Genomic DNA, 14,758 nt, shown 5'->3' on the forward strand with positions numbered 1-14,758 from the left:
AAGTGTTTATCAGCAAATTTTTATGATATATTGAAACCGATTGAAAGAAAATGAGGAGGATACGATGCGATATTTAACAGCAGGCGAGTCACATGGCCCACAATTAACCGTCATCATAGAAGGAGTACCTTCTGGCATGCCGTTAACAGCGGAAGATATTAACATATCATTAGCAAGACGACAAAAAGGATATGGACGTGGTCGAAGAATGGAAATAGAACATGATCAAGTTCGTATTGTCGCTGGAGTTAGACATGGCAAAACTTTAGGTTCTCCTATTGCTTTAATTATAGAAAATAAAGACTGGAAACATTGGCAAAAAATCATGGCAATTGAGCCTATAGAAGATTTAGAAATGAAACGAAAAGTTACTCGACCAAGACCTGGACATGCAGATTTAAATGGAGGAATTAAATACAATCATCGAGATATGAGAAATGTTTTAGAACGTTCCTCAGCAAGAGAGACAGCGGCTAGAGTTGCTGCTGGTGCTGTTGCAAAAAAACTATTATCTTTCGTAAATGTAGATGTCGTTTCTCATGTCGTGAAAATTGGCGGAATAAAAGCGGAAAACCAATTGAATTTGTCCATCGATGATATAAAAAAGATTTCCGAACAATCTCCAGTAAGATGTCTTGATAAAAAAAGTGAAAAAATGATGATCGAAGCGATCGATAAAGCGAAAAAAGAAGGAGATTCCATTGGTGGAGTAGTTGAAGTAATTGCAAGCGGAATGCCTCCCGGTGTTGGAAGCCACGTCCATTACGATAGAAAATTAGATGCCAAGATTGCTCAAGCTGTAATAAGTATAAATGCCTTTAAAGGAGTCGAATTTGGGATTGGTTTTCAAGCAGCTCAATTACCTGGGAGTAAAGTGCATGATGAAATTGGTTGGAATGAGGAACAAGGCTATTTTCGGTATACGAATCGACTTGGCGGTTTTGAAGGTGGAATGACAACCGGAATGCCGATTGTAGTTAGAGGAGTAATGAAGCCGATTCCTACTTTATATAAGCCGTTAAAAAGTGTTGATATTGAAACGAAAGAACCATTTGACGCAAGTATCGAACGGTCAGATAGTTGTGCCGTACCTAGTGCAGCTGTTGTATGTGAACATGTAGTAGCTTGGGAATTGGCAAATGCTTTATGTGAACAATTTGATTCTGATGAGATAGAGCGTTTCATTCAAGCTGTTCAACGATATCGAAAATATGCGAGGGAATTTTAATGGAGCAAACTTTACTTGTTCGTTCTAAAGATCATACTTATCCGGTCATCATTGGAAAAAATATTTTACACTTTGTTCCAAAAGTGGTTGGAGAACTTCAAAAAAAGGTCAGTAAAATCTGTATCATCGTGGATGAAAAAGTGGCTACGATCCATGAGGAAAAACTATTTTCTCTCAAAAATTTGCTAACGGACTTTCAACCAATTATTTTTCGAACAAAATCAGGGGAGAAAGCGAAATCATTTCAATCCTATTATGATGCGATTACTTTTTGTATCAATCAAGGGCTTGATCGGAATTCTTTATTAATTGCTTTTGGCGGGGGAGCGATTGGCGATTTGACAGGTTTTGTTGCTGCTACATTATTCCGTGGCGTTAGATTCATGCAATTACCAACAACCATTCTTGCTCATGATAGTGCAGTTGGGGGAAAAACGGGTATAAACCATGAACGAGGGAAAAATTTAATCGGTGCGTTCCATCAACCGACTGCCGTCATTTTTGATGAACAATTTTTTGAAACTCTTCCAATACGTGAAATACGTTCAGGTTTTGCAGAAATCGTAAAAGCTTCATTCATAAGCCATCAACCGTTTTTTGAAGAAATTCTTCAAACTATACAAAACGAAGAAGATTTAAAGAAAAATTCTCTTCACTCTTACTTGATGCGTGCAATCGAAACAAAAATAGATATCGTTGAAAAAGATCCATATGAACAAAATATACGAGCATTTTTAAATTTTGGCCATACATTAGGACATGCTATTGAAGCAGAATTAGGATTTGGCAAGATTAGTCATGGTGAAGCTGTTATGTTCGGAATGTTGTTTGCTATTCAATTAAGTAAAAAATTTGAGCGTTTGACCTTTCCACTTCAAAACTTTATTCAATGGGCTAAAACGATCGGCTATCCAATCGGAATTTTGACAGAATTAAATGAACAACAATTGTTGTTAAGAATAAAACATGATAAAAAAGCTAAGTTCAATCAATGTCAATTCGTGCTATTAAAAGATATTGGGAAACCAGCATTAATCACGATTGAAGATACGAAAATAATGTCAGAATTGAAGGGATTTTTAAAATTAGTTAGAAATAATTGAAGAAGACTTTTTTACATTTTATGATTACGGGGTGAAGGTAATGAAGTGGAAAGAGGAAATTTTACATTTAAGTTCTTATCAACCTGGAAAATCTATCGATGAAGTAAAAAGAGAATTAGGACTTAAAAAAATCGTTAAATTAGCATCAAACGAAAATCCTTATGGATCACCGAAACAATGTTATGATTATTTACGGGAATATAACGATTCATTTGCTATTTATCCTGATGGATACGCCTATGATTTACGTATGGCTATAGCTGACCATTGGTCTATTAAGCCAACACAAATTATATTTGGTGACGGATCTGATGAAATCATTACAATTATTGCGCGAGCATTATTAAAACCAGGAGTAAATACTGTATGTGCGACACCAACTTTTTCACAATATCGTCATAACGGTATCATTGAAGGGGCAGAAGTTCGAGAAATTCCTTTATTAGAGAATGGAGAACATGACTTATCAAGGATGTTAGAAGCGATCGATAAAGATACATCTGTTGTATGGATTTGTAATCCTAACAATCCAACCGGTGTTTATATGAATGAGGAAAAGATTTTAACTTTTTTAAAACAAGTACCTAAAGATTGTTTAGTTGTTTTTGACGAAGCGTATTATGAATATGTAACCGCTGAAGATTATCCAAATACGCTAGAATTATTACAACAATATGAAAACGTAATGATCCTGCGAACATTTTCAAAAATTTACGGTCTAGCTTCTTTCCGTGTAGGTTACGGAATAGCACAGGAAGAAGTAATAAAAAAACTTGAGCCACTTCGTGCACCATTTAATGTTAATGTTTTAGGTCAAAAACTTGCAACCATTGCAATAAAAGATCAAGATTTTGTACAGCAGTGTAAAATAAAAAATAGTGAAGGATTACAAAAAATTTATCGTTTTTGTGAAGAGCACCAATTATCTTACTATCCTTCTCAAGGGAATTTTGTTTTAATTGATTTTAAAAGAAATGGAAACGAGGTTTTTCAGGAATTATTAAAACTTGGTTTTATCGTTCGTTCAGGAGTGCCACTAGGATTTCCTACATGTGTAAGAATTACAATTGGTACTGAAGAGCAAATGGATGGTTTGACAAATGCTTTAAAAGTGTATACAAATTCCTTAGTTTAAAAGAGGTAATTACATATGAAGAAAATATTAAGAGGAAATGCATCAAGATTAACAGGAATCATACAAGTACCCGGTGATAAATCGATTTCTCACCGGGCTGTGTTATTTGGAGCGATTGCAAATGGAAAAACGACCATTTCTAACTTTTTGTTTGGCGAAGATTGTTTAAGAACAATCGAATGCATGGAAAAGTTAGGGGTTGTAATTGAAAGAGACGTTCAACATAAAAAAGTAGTTGTATATGGAACTGGAATCAACGGTTTAAAAGAACCTAAAGAAATACTATATACAGGAAACTCTGGTACAACGACAAGATTATTACTTGGTTTACTTTCGGCAACGAACTTTTATTCCGTCATTGTAGGAGATGAATCGATCCAAAGAAGGCCAATGGACCGTGTAGTTATCCCATTAAAGAAAATGGGTGCCCTTATTGATGGTCGACAAAATGGATCCTATACACCTATATCTGTTCGAGGAACTAACCTACAGTCGATAACATATGAACTCCCAGTTGCTAGTGCACAAGTGAAATCAGCCTTGCTATTAGCAGGTCTTTTTGGAGATGGAATTACATTAAGAGGTAAAATTCATACAAGAGATCATACGGAACAAATGTTATCCTCTTTTGGAGTAGATGTTCGTATGAGTGAGGAGGAAATTGTTTTAAAGGGAGGACAATCTTTAAAGGCGACAACGATTGATGTTCCTGGAGATTTTTCTTCAGCAGCATTTTTTATTGTTATGGCACTCATTGTACCTAACAGTAAAATCGTTATAAAAAATGTCGGATTAAATAAAACCCGAACTGGCCTTTTAGATGTTATTCAATCAATGGGAGGACAAGTAGAGCTAAAGAATGTATCGGAAGTTAACGGTGAAACACGAGGTACTATCATTGTTCAATATAGTTCCTTAAAAGCAACGACAATCGATGGGGCCATTATTCCGAGACTTATAGATGAAATTCCAATTATCGCTTTATTAGCAACACAAGCAGCAGGAACAACATGGATAAGAAATGCATCGGAATTGAAAGTAAAAGAATCGAACAGAATCAAAACTGTAGTCCAACAATTACAAAAACTTGGGGCAAACATCGAAGAACTCGAAGACGGTATGAAAATCATTGGCAAAACAACATTAAAAGGTGGTTGTACGGTTTCGGCTTGTGGTGATCACCGAATTGGGATGATGTTAGCTGCTGCCTCTTTAATATGTGAAAATGATATTGAATTGGAAGACGAACAATGTATTTCTATTTCTTATCCGAATTTTTTCCAAGATCTTAATCAGTTGGTGGAATATTAATGATTTCTCACAAGAACATATGTTTTAGTTCTAAAATGACATCTTAAATCATAGCTTGTCATAAAACCATAGTGAGGTGGTTTTATGGCATATATTATTGAGAATGCAAATATGTACAAGCATGAAATGATTGAGCGTGTTTCATTGCTTGTAGATAAAAATCGGATATTATCCGTTAAACCTTCATTCAACCGATATAATTATATGAAAATGAACGCAAATCCCTTTATTATGACACCTACACATGTTTATATGGATGTTGACACGGCTATAAAAGTAGATGATAGCCAGAAAAAGACCTATATCATCAAGAAGTTTTTAATGAAAGGTTGTACAACAGTTTTAGCAGTTACTTCTATTAAGTACGATCATCAATTGGAAGAAAAATTAGTAAATACGAGAAATTTTTTTAATGGTACTCCATTAGACTTTGTTATAGCAGTGAAAATACCATTTTCAAAATTGAACCCGACATTTATTCGAAAATGTAAAAAAGAAAAAATACCAGCGATTTTTGTAGAATTAAATCAAGAGGATGAATTAGCTCTTGAAAAAACAGCATGGACTTGGATGAAAGATGCTTTATTTCCGTACAATTGTCCACTAATTCCTGTCATTCATACTGTTAATCATCCTTCTTTATTACAAACATGGAACAATATTTTAAAGAGAGAAAAAGTACCATATGTTGATAAAATTTTAACAGAAAATGAACCCATTCCATTGGATGTATTGAAAAAAATTGGCATTTATCCGTTGAAAGGTTATTTACAAACGGGTGGAGAACTTAGCTATAATTTATATTATCCAGATGAAGGTGAAATTTTTGATTTAGAAATCAATGATAAAGAATTCAGTTTAATGATTACCGTCCATAAAGGCAAAATTATTCGAGTGAAAAATAAAGTTCACTATGATAATGATCAAGGTGAAGAATTAAAAATATCTCGACCTTCATTTTTTAGTTAAAACTTTGCAATAACGTAAGGAGTCTTTTATATGAACAAATTCATCAAAGCCATAAACGCATTAGAAAATGGAAATTTAGAAAAAGCATTTCAATATATCAACGAAGTAAAAGAAAAAGGAAAACCTGAGGAAAAATATGATTTAGCTCATGAATTATTTCAATTAGGTTTCTTAGATCATGCTAAAGATTTATTTTCTGATTTGTTACAGGAATACCCAGATGAAGGTGAATTGAAAATTCGCTTGGCAGAAGTTTTAATTGAAATGGATGATATTGAACAAGCATTATTGATATTAGAGGAAATTTCCGAAAATGATCCTGATTATACAGAAGCATTACTTTTGTTAGCAGATCTATATCAAATGCAAGGTTTATGGGAAGTAAGTGAACAAAAATTGTTACAAGCTGAAAATAGAGCTCCTGATGAGGAAGTTGTCCAATTTGCTTTGGCAGAATTATATGCTTCTGTTGGAAGATTTGCACAAGCGGTTCGTCGTTATGAACAAATTTTATCAACAATGAATGAAATAGCTGGTGTAAATATATATGAAAGACTTGCCGAAACATATAGCGCAGCTGGAGAGTTTGAAAAAGCTTTGCACTATTTTGAAGAAGCAAACAAACATCAAAAACTTTTAGATATTAACACTTTATTTAAATATGGATTTACAGCTTATCATGCCGGTTATTGGAAAACGGCGATTGAAAAATTTAATGAAGTCATCACATTAGACCCCGAATATCAATCTGTATATTTATTATTAGCCAAATGTTATGAACATGAAAATGATTTAGAAAAGAGCTGGGAAACGATTCAAAAAGGTTTAAAAGTTAACGATTTCCAAAAAGAATTATATTTTTACGGGGGAAAAATATTATTAAAACTTCAAAATCAAGAAAAAGCTGAACAAATGTTAAGAGAAGCGATTGCCATCGATCCTTCCTATATAGATCCTGTCATAACACTTAATAAAATCTTACTCCATGATCATCGTTACGAGGAAGTTATTGAATTATCATCGCCACTTATTCAAGAGGGTGAAGAAGATCCTGAAATCTTATGGGATTTGGCTATAAGTTATCAACATATGGAACAATATTCAGAGTCATTAAATTGTTACCGTCAAGCATATAATTTCCTAAAAGATAACGAACAGTTTTTACAAAATTTTGGAGAATTCTTAATGGAAGAAGGAAAGAGAGGGGAAGCTATCGAAATATATAATAAGCTTGTTCAACTTGATCCAGGAAATGTAGAGTATACGAATACTTTAGAACATTTATTAATGAGTAATGAAATTTAATGTACTGACCAATATGAAACGTAAAGGGTCAATCGCTCTCTTTCGTTTCATATTGGTCCGTGTTTCCTAGGCTTTGATTTGGAGCTTTTAAGGAGGTATCTATAATGACAACTCCTGTTTCCGTCAATGAAAAAAAGGAATTTATTCGCTGGTTTTTAAACCATTATCAATTGAAAAGACGGGAATGTGTATGGATATTGAATTATTTAATGAGTCATGATCAACTAATGGAGAAAGTGCATTTTGTAGAAAATGCAAAATATTGTCCGCGTGGGCTTGTGATGTCTACCCATTGCGTGGATGATGTTCCTTTTCGTTTTTATAAAGAGTCCATCATGACAACTGACGCTGAAAAATCTTTTCACGATATTCGCTTAAATAGAGAAGATGATATTTATATTCAATTGAATTTTCATCAATCCAACCATTCTCATCAATATGCTGCTGTATTAGAAGAGAATCCATATATGCCCAATATATTACAAATTTCCGATCAAGATCGAGAACTAGCTGAACGATTTTTGCAACAAGTATCGCTCAATTTTCAAAAAGAGTATCTTATGAAAAAAATTGATGAAGCGCTTGACTTACATGATGAAGAGTTATTTTATCTTCTATCACAACAACTAAGAAATCTCCTAAAAAATAACCATTCTTCGTAAAATCCTCATAAAATTACACATCTACCAAAGTATCTTCCATTGTGTATTAAGGCTCAAATTAGGAGCCTTTTTTTATTTTATTTAAAATAGTTCAACTAGTGAGTAAAAAAGTTTTGTGAATTAGTCTATCCCTTTTAAACAGGCTATAAATGCATGGAACGTCCATTTTATCCATTTAGTATTCTCGATTCTAATTGTTTTTAATAAATTGTTCGAAAACGTTCACATTCTTTTGTTATTCTAAGTAAATCCTATGATAAGATAGAAAATAGTATTGTCTAACTGGATTTGGAGGTGAAACTGTGAAATGGACGGCGAAAGATGTAACAATTTTTATGGAACAAAAACAATACATTGATACGGCTATTATTCCGTTATTTCCGGTTAGCTTTCGAGACTCAATAAAAGATGCAGCTAATTCAAGTGAGTTTATTGAATATTTGGTTAGTAGGCTGGAACATCAGTTTAAAGGTCGTGTTTTATTACTGCCTGGAATTCCTTATTTTATGGAATCTAGTGATGAAGAAAAATGGTCCTTATTACATAATTGGATTGAGCAGCTTTCTTCTCAAGGGAATTTTAAACATATCATTTTTATTTCTACTGATTCACATTGGAAGTCAATTGCTGAAGTAAAGGAAGATTTCTTTTTATGGATTCCTTCCATACCGCTAGAACATTTAGAAGAAAAATATCGTCAATCTGTAATCGATGACCAAGTCAAACAATTATTGAATTTTTTTATTAGAAAATGGCAAAAATTTGACTAAATAGATATGTAAGAATTCATTCATATTTTTCGGTCACTATTTTATTGACCTTCTCTCATTATTGATATATCATGATTATGTCCTAGTATTATACGTATGTAAAAATGGTCCGTTGGACTATCTTAAGATAGAGGGGGGAAAAGGATGAGTAAACAGCGTGTATCAAGACGTCAATTCCTAAATTATACACTCATGGGTGTAGGCGGATTTATGGCTGCGGGTGTATTAATGCCAATGGTTCGATTCGCAGTAGATCCTGTGCTTAAAGCAACAGGTGGCAGCGATTTCATTGCTACTTCTCAAAAGGTAGATGAATTAACGAGCGAACCTAAACGTGTAGACTTTGAATTCGACCAAGTTGATGGATGGTATGAATCAAAAGTTACACAAACAGCATGGGTTTATAAAGATGAAAATGGAAAGATTGTAGCACTATCTCCAATCTGTAAACACCTTGGTTGTACTGTTGACTGGAATACTGACGAAAAGAATCCGAACAGATTCTTCTGTCCATGTCATTACGGACTATATGAAAAAGATGGTACGAACGTTAAAAATACACCACCAACAGCACCATTAGATGTTTACGATTATCAAGTTAAAGATGGTTTCTTGTACTTAAGTACATTAGCAAAACCTAGGTCATGAGAGGAGGTTTGAATCTTGCTAAACAAATTATATGATTGGGTCGATGAACGTTTAGATATAACTCCGATTTGGCGTGATATCGCGGATCATGAAGTACCTGAACACGTTAACCCAGCACATCATTTTTCTGCATTCGTTTATTGTTTTGGAGGATTAACGTTTTTCATTGTCGTTATCCAAGTTTTATCTGGAATGTTCTTAACAATGTATTATGTACCTGATATTAAGAATGCATGGGAATCAGTCTATTATTTACAAAACCAAGTGGCATTCGGACAAATCGTTCGAGGAATGCATCACTGGGGAGCTAGTTTAGTCATTGTTATGATGTTTTTACATACTCTTCGTGTATTCTTCCAAGGTGCTTATAAAAAACCAAGAGAATTAAACTGGATTGTTGGGGTTTTAATTTTCTTTGTTATGCTTGCTTTAGGTTTAACTGGATACTTACTACCTTGGGATATGAAAGCTTTATTTGCGACAAAAGTTACTTTACAAATCGCTGAATCTACTCCATTAATTGGTGATGCGGTCAAAATCTTATTAGCTGGGGATCAACATATTGTTGGAGCTCAAACATTAACTAGATTCTTTGCGATTCATGTATTCTTCTTACCAGCTGCTTTATTAGGTTTAATTGCAGCACACTTTATTATGATTCGTAGACAAGGTATTTCAGGACCGCTGTAAAATAAAGTATCGAATGACATCTTTTCGAGTGAAGGAGGGGAATTCCTAGATGCACCGCGGAAAAGGGATGAAATTTGTTGGTGATTCGCGTGTACCGAGTATTAATCGGAAGCCGAATATACCAAAAGACTATTCTGAATACCCAGGGAAAACCGAAGCATTCTTACCAAACTTTCTATTAAAGGAATGGTTAGTTGGTGCGGTTTTCTTAGTTGGATTTTTATGTTTAACTGTAGCGCATCCATCTCCATTAGAAAGGATTGCGGATCCTACGGATACAACATATATTCCATTACCTGACTGGTACTTCTTATTTTTATACCAATTATTAAAATATTCTTATGCATCTGGTGATTATAATATAATCGGCGCATTTGTTATTCCTGGTATCGCTTTCGGGGCATTGATATTAGCACCATTCATTGACAAAGGACCTAAGCGTCGTCCATCTGAAAGACCATTAGCTACTGGATTTATGTTATTAGCTATCGCAGCAATTTTCTATTTAACTTGGGAAGCTGTTGCCCATCATGACTGGGAGAAAGCTGCTCTTCAAGGACAAATTAAAGCTGAAGCTGATATTGATAAAGAAGCTGAAGGTTATCAAATTTATCAAGCAAATGGATGTATTAACTGTCATGGGGAAAACCTAGAAGGAGTTGCTACAAATCCAAGCTTAGTTGACACCGGATTAACACCGGAAGAAATTGCTGATATTGCGAAAAACGGTAAAGGAAGTATGCCACCAGGAATTTTTACAGGTACGGATGAAGAACTTCAAAAATTAGCTGAGTTTATTTCCAGTGTTGAAGCAAAATAAGAAAGCTGACGATTTCGTCAGCTTTTTCTTATATAAAATGAGGTGATCCATTGAACTACGTTTATGCATTTCTTGGAAGGAAAGATTTTTTAATATTGTTGTTAATGGTCAATATTATAGGTACGGTTTATGGGTACATATGGTACGGCTCACAGCTAAAACAAACCCCATTCATTTTCTTGCCGTTTGTCCCAGACAGTCCAACTGCCAGCCTTTTCTTTGTATTTGTCCTTTTGGCGTTAATAATGAAAAAAAATGTTCCAATATTTGAAGCTTTAGCAATTATAACTTTATTTAAATATGGAATTTGGGCTGTGGTCATGAACTTGTTAACGCTTTATGTAGAAGGAACTTTATCCTGGGAAGGTTATATGTTAATTGCTTCGCATCTTGGAATGGCAATCCAAGGAATTCTATATTCACCCTATTATCGAATTAAACTGTGGCATTTAATGGTCGCTGCCATATGGACATTACATAATGACATTATTGATTACGTTTTTTTAATGTTTCCTCGCTACAGCAGTTTACATATGTATATACCACAAATTGGTTATTTCACTTTTTGGTTAAGCATTGCTTCAATTTGTATAGCATACTTTTTCTGTATCAAAACTTCTAAACGTCTAACAATTGTTTAATAATTTTGGTCTACTCTTGTCCATCTTCTCATACATATTAATAGGTATTGAGGGGGGACAAGTTATGAAATTACGAATCGTAGCAATTTTTTTATCAATGATTTTCTTTTGTAGCCCAATATTCATATCGAATGCAATGAATAATTTACAAACTTTGGATGAAATGTCAGATCAAGCTTTACAACTTGTAAAATCTAACCGTTACGAAGAAGCTAAACGTCTTCTCCATACATTTGATCAAACTTTTTCACAGATTGTTGCGGAAAAAATATTAATAAACATGGATGAAATTAGAATGGTGAATGTGTTATTACACGATACGATAAGATCATTAGAACAATCGTCTAGTCATGAAGAAATGGAAAAAAATGCAACTAAACTCAGACTTGTAGTTGATGCAATTTCTTCTAATTATCAGCCTCTATGGTCGGAAATGGAGGGGACGGTGATTGATGCATTTCAAAGTTTCGTTCATGCTGTTGATATGGGGGATAAAGACCAACTAACGAGTCAATTGAATTCATTTTTATATGTTTACGATTTGATTTATCCAAGTCTCCTATTAGACGTCTCACCTGAAATGATAAATAAAATCGATGCTCGTGTTCAATATATTAAACAACATCAAGATTTTCTAGCAAATAAACAAGGAAAAGAAGAACTTCAAGCATTACAAGAAGAATTGCAAAGTGTATTTGATCAAGTTTCTGAAAGTGATGAAACCGATCCATCCCTATGGTGGGTAATTATATCTACAGGAGGAATTATTATCAGTACACTTTCATATGTTGGATGGAGAAAATATAAAGCTGATCAAGAAAAGGCAAAAACGAAAAAAGGGTTTTATAATTGAAAAAAAAATAATATATCGGTATCATATAAGTACAAGAATATAAATATATTGGAGGGTCAATATCTCGATGGGTTTTTTAATTTATTTTGCCATTATCATTCTTGTTCCAATATGGGCAAGTATGAAAGTAAAAACCACTTACAACAAATATTCTCAAGTACCATCTTCATCTCAAATGACTGGATATGAAGTAGCGAGAAGAATATTAGATTCCCACGGTTTATATGATGTTGATGTGGAAGAGGGACACGGATTTTTAAGTGACCATTATGATCCTCGCACAAAAACTGTCCGTCTTTCTCCGGCTAACTTTCATGGTCATTCGTTAGCAGCTGCTGCGGTTGCTGCACATGAAGTTGGACATGCGATTCAAGATCAAGAAAATTATGCATTTTTACGTTTACGTCACTCTTTAGTACCAGTAGCAAATATTGGATCAAACTTTTCTTGGATTTTAATTTTGGTTGGAATTCTTGCTAATATTTCTGGTGCTGTATTATTAGGAATAATTTTTATGGCTGCAGCCGTTTTATTCCAAGTCGTGACTCTTCCTGTAGAATTTAATGCCTCTAGTCGAGCAATGAACGAAATTGTTTCATTAGGAATTATTCGAAATGAAGAAGAACGTCATACAAGAAAAGTTTTAAGCGCAGCCGCTTTAACGTATGTTGCTGCAGCTGCAGTAGCCGTCCTTGAACTACTTCGATTAATTTTAATTTATACAGGTATGAATAACGAAGATTAATAATATAAAATTTTAATCTTGAAAAAAAATCGTCACTCATATTGAGAGTGACGATTTTTAATTAACCGATGTTTATTCTAAGTTCACGTAAGCTCTAGTTTTCAATCGGTCGTTTATTTTCATCTAATGTAAACCCTTCTCCCATGACATCATGGACAAACATAACGGATACAAATGCATGAGGATCTACTGTATTTACTAAATTTTTTAATCGAACAATTTCATTTTTACCAACAACACAATATAGAACTTCTTTTTCTTCCTTCGTAAAAAATCCGTGCCCTTTTAACACTGTAACTCCACGTTCTAATTCTTGAATAATTTTATTGGCAATTTCTTCGTGCTGATTAGAAATAATTAATGCACCTCTTGCAGTATATGCACCTTCTTGAATAAAATCGATCACTCTTGCTCCGACAAAAACAGCTACTAAAGTATACATCGCTTGACGATAATCTAGATACGTTAAAAGGGAAAGAGTTATGACAATTGCATCAAATAGGAACATTGTTTTCCCCATGCTCCAACCAATCCATTTAAAGACAATTCTTGCAATAATGTCAACGCCACCGGTCGTACCTCCATAACGGAAAATAATCCCTAGTCCAATTCCAATGAAAACTCCTGCAAATAGAGCCGCTAAAAAAAGATCATTTTTTAATGGAATGGTGATTTGGAATCGTTGGAAAATCTCTAAAAATAGAGAAACACCAACAGTACCAATAATGGTATATAAAAACACATTCCTTCCAAGCACTTTCCAACCGATTAAAAAGATTGGAATATTTAATAATAGATTGGTATATGACGGGTTTAAATCAAATACGAAAAATAATAGCAATGTGATACCGGTAAATCCGCCTTCAGCCAAGTTATTTTGCATATTAAAATGAACAATACCGAATGAAAAAATGGCAGATCCTAAAATAATAAAAAATATATTTTTTAGCTTTAATCCGAAAATTTTCATATGATGAAAAATCCTTTCTTAGGAAAATAATAGCAGTGATATCATTATACAAAATGTATTTTAAGTGAATCAACATCCTATTAGACGAAACGAAAATATTGTAAACTTTTGTTGAATTCGCTAACATGAAGAAAGAGAAATAGAGATTAAAGGGTGATCTGCATGCAGCAAAAAACAATGAAAGATCTGCAAATGGAAGTTGATAAATATATTAGTCAATTTAAAGAAGGTTATTTTAGTCCATTAGCTCTTCTTGCTAGAATGACAGAAGAATTAGGTGAATTAGCAAGGGAAGTCAATCATTATTATGGTGAAAAGCCGAAAAAGAAGACCGAAAAAGAGAAAACGGTGGAAGAAGAATTAGGTGATATGTTATTTGTTCTAATTTGCTTTGCAAATTCTTTGAACATTGACTTAACAGAAGCACACAATCGGGTAATGGAAAAATTTTCGACAAGAGATAAAGATAGATGGACGAGAATTGATAAAGGTGGAGATCAATCATGACTCGAATAAAAATTGTTGTTGCCGGTCCAAGAGGTAAAATGGGTAAAGAAGCCGTATTATTAGCATCAAAAGAGGATACATTTGAGTTAGTAGGAGTAATCGATCGAAAAAATGATGGAAAACGGTTATATGATTTAGATGGCCCATTTGCTGGTTTAGATGTACCAGTTTTTACAAATGCTGAGGAATGTTTTCAAAAAGTGAAACCCGATTGCTTCATTGATTTAACGACACCGGAAGCAGGTTATTTACATACGAAAACAGCTCTATTGAACAATATTCGTGCCGTCGTAGGAACAACAGGTTTTACGAAGGAACAATTAAATGAATTATCAGAAATTTGTAAAGAGAAGCAAGTTGGATGCATTATTGCTCCAAATTTTGCGTTAGGAGCCGTTTTA

General features: G+C 33.8%; 17 protein-coding genes. 16 read left to right on the forward strand and 1 reads right to left on the reverse strand.

Annotated elements, in window-relative coordinates; translation table 11 throughout:
* Positions 1–64: 64 nt before the first annotated feature.
* The 14 genes from aroC (at position 65) to AC3ASS_RS00295 (ending at position 12,880) form a co-directional block, all read left to right on the forward strand.
* Positions 65–1,228: a chorismate synthase gene (gene aroC / locus AC3ASS_RS00230; protein WP_488281482.1), complete on the forward strand. Its 1,164-nt coding sequence runs from the start codon at positions 65–67 to the stop codon at positions 1,226–1,228.
* Positions 1,228–2,331, forward strand: a complete 1,104-nt coding sequence (gene aroB, locus AC3ASS_RS00235) for a 3-dehydroquinate synthase (RefSeq protein WP_488281483.1) — start codon at positions 1,228–1,230, stop codon at positions 2,329–2,331. Before aroC ends, aroB begins: the two co-directional genes overlap by 1 nt.
* A 40-nt stretch (positions 2,332–2,371) precedes the next feature.
* Positions 2,372–3,466 carry a histidinol-phosphate transaminase gene (gene hisC / locus AC3ASS_RS00240; RefSeq protein ID WP_488281484.1) on the forward strand — a complete coding sequence of 365 codons (1,095 nt, stop codon included), beginning with the start codon at positions 2,372–2,374 and terminating at the stop codon, positions 3,464–3,466.
* Between the two features lie 24 nt (positions 3,467–3,490).
* Entirely contained in the window at positions 3,491–4,777 is a 1,287-nt protein-coding gene (gene aroA, locus AC3ASS_RS00245) for a 3-phosphoshikimate 1-carboxyvinyltransferase (RefSeq protein WP_488281571.1), read from the forward strand.
* An 84-nt stretch (positions 4,778–4,861) separates the two neighbouring features.
* Entirely contained in the window at positions 4,862–5,746 is an 885-nt protein-coding gene (locus tag AC3ASS_RS00250) for a hypothetical protein (protein ID WP_488281485.1), read from the forward strand.
* 30 nt (positions 5,747–5,776) lie between these two features.
* Positions 5,777–7,051: a tetratricopeptide repeat protein gene (locus AC3ASS_RS00255; protein WP_488281486.1), complete on the forward strand. Its 1,275-nt coding sequence runs from the start codon at positions 5,777–5,779 to the stop codon at positions 7,049–7,051.
* A gap of 104 nt (positions 7,052–7,155) precedes the next feature.
* Positions 7,156–7,713 carry a ReoY family proteolytic degradation factor gene (locus AC3ASS_RS00260; protein ID WP_488281487.1) on the forward strand — a complete coding sequence of 186 codons (558 nt, stop codon included), beginning with the start codon at positions 7,156–7,158 and terminating at the stop codon, positions 7,711–7,713.
* A gap of 302 nt (positions 7,714–8,015) precedes the next feature.
* Positions 8,016–8,483 (forward strand): YpiF family protein, encoded by a 468-nt coding sequence (locus AC3ASS_RS00265; RefSeq protein ID WP_488281488.1) that lies wholly within the window; start codon positions 8,016–8,018, stop codon positions 8,481–8,483.
* 144 nt (positions 8,484–8,627) lie between these two features.
* A complete protein-coding gene (locus AC3ASS_RS00270) occupies positions 8,628–9,131 on the forward strand; it encodes a QcrA and Rieske domain-containing protein (RefSeq protein WP_488281489.1) in 504 nt (167 codons plus the stop codon).
* Between the two features lie 15 nt (positions 9,132–9,146).
* Positions 9,147–9,821, forward strand: coding sequence for a menaquinol-cytochrome c reductase cytochrome b subunit (qcrB, locus tag AC3ASS_RS00275; protein ID WP_488281490.1), 675 nt, complete (start codon positions 9,147–9,149; stop codon positions 9,819–9,821).
* Between the two features lie 49 nt (positions 9,822–9,870).
* Positions 9,871–10,641, forward strand: a complete 771-nt coding sequence (locus AC3ASS_RS00280; protein ID WP_488281491.1) for a c-type cytochrome — start codon at positions 9,871–9,873, stop codon at positions 10,639–10,641.
* A 50-nt stretch (positions 10,642–10,691) separates the two neighbouring features.
* Positions 10,692–11,282, forward strand: coding sequence for a lipoprotein heptaprenylglyceryl N-acetyltransferase LhaT (gene lhaT / locus AC3ASS_RS00285; protein WP_488281492.1), 591 nt, complete (start codon positions 10,692–10,694; stop codon positions 11,280–11,282).
* Between the two features lie 64 nt (positions 11,283–11,346).
* On the forward strand, positions 11,347–12,135 hold the full coding sequence (gene ypjB, locus AC3ASS_RS00290; RefSeq protein WP_488281493.1) for a sporulation protein YpjB: 789 nt from the start codon (positions 11,347–11,349) through the stop codon (positions 12,133–12,135).
* Between the two features lie 67 nt (positions 12,136–12,202).
* Entirely contained in the window at positions 12,203–12,880 is a 678-nt protein-coding gene (locus AC3ASS_RS00295; protein WP_488281494.1) for a zinc metallopeptidase, read from the forward strand.
* Between the two features lie 94 nt (positions 12,881–12,974).
* Here the strand turns inward: AC3ASS_RS00295 and AC3ASS_RS00300 are convergent, their stop codons facing one another.
* A complete protein-coding gene (locus AC3ASS_RS00300; protein WP_488281495.1) occupies positions 12,975–13,850 on the reverse strand; it encodes a YitT family protein in 876 nt (291 codons plus the stop codon).
* A gap of 162 nt (positions 13,851–14,012) precedes the next feature.
* Here AC3ASS_RS00300 and AC3ASS_RS00305 point away from each other — a divergent pair, with 162 nt between their 5' ends.
* A complete protein-coding gene (locus tag AC3ASS_RS00305) occupies positions 14,013–14,357 on the forward strand; it encodes a nucleotide pyrophosphohydrolase (RefSeq protein ID WP_488281496.1) in 345 nt (114 codons plus the stop codon).
* Positions 14,354–14,758: Gfo/Idh/MocA family oxidoreductase (locus AC3ASS_RS00310; RefSeq protein WP_488281497.1), on the forward strand; the 405-nt coding region annotated here is incomplete at its 3' end. The genes AC3ASS_RS00305 and AC3ASS_RS00310, both read left to right, overlap by 4 nt.

This window comes from Bacillus sp. JST-5 (assembly GCF_057747715.1).

Bases quoted from the DNA above. Each gene is read 5' to 3' on its own strand.
- aroC (WP_488281482.1), top strand. From the start codon at position 65: ATGCGATATTTAACAGCAGGCGAGTCACATGGCCCACAATTAACCGTC.
- aroB (WP_488281483.1), top strand. From the start codon at position 1,228: ATGGAGCAAACTTTACTTGTTCGTTCTAAAGATCATACTTATCCGGTC.
- hisC (WP_488281484.1), top strand. From the start codon at position 2,372: ATGAAGTGGAAAGAGGAAATTTTACATTTAAGTTCTTATCAACCTGGA.
- AC3ASS_RS00250 (WP_488281485.1), top strand. From the start codon at position 4,862: ATGGCATATATTATTGAGAATGCAAATATGTACAAGCATGAAATGATT.
- AC3ASS_RS00255 (WP_488281486.1), top strand. From the start codon at position 5,777: ATGAACAAATTCATCAAAGCCATAAACGCATTAGAAAATGGAAATTTA.
- AC3ASS_RS00260 (WP_488281487.1), top strand. From the start codon at position 7,156: ATGACAACTCCTGTTTCCGTCAATGAAAAAAAGGAATTTATTCGCTGG.
- AC3ASS_RS00270 (WP_488281489.1), top strand. From the start codon at position 8,628: ATGAGTAAACAGCGTGTATCAAGACGTCAATTCCTAAATTATACACTC.
- AC3ASS_RS00280 (WP_488281491.1), top strand. From the start codon at position 9,871: ATGCACCGCGGAAAAGGGATGAAATTTGTTGGTGATTCGCGTGTACCG.
- ypjB (WP_488281493.1), top strand. From the start codon at position 11,347: ATGAAATTACGAATCGTAGCAATTTTTTTATCAATGATTTTCTTTTGT.
- AC3ASS_RS00295 (WP_488281494.1), top strand. From the start codon at position 12,203: ATGGGTTTTTTAATTTATTTTGCCATTATCATTCTTGTTCCAATATGG.
- AC3ASS_RS00300 (WP_488281495.1), bottom strand. From the start codon at position 13,850: ATGAAAATTTTCGGATTAAAGCTAAAAAATATATTTTTTATTATTTTA.
- AC3ASS_RS00305 (WP_488281496.1), top strand. From the start codon at position 14,013: ATGCAGCAAAAAACAATGAAAGATCTGCAAATGGAAGTTGATAAATAT.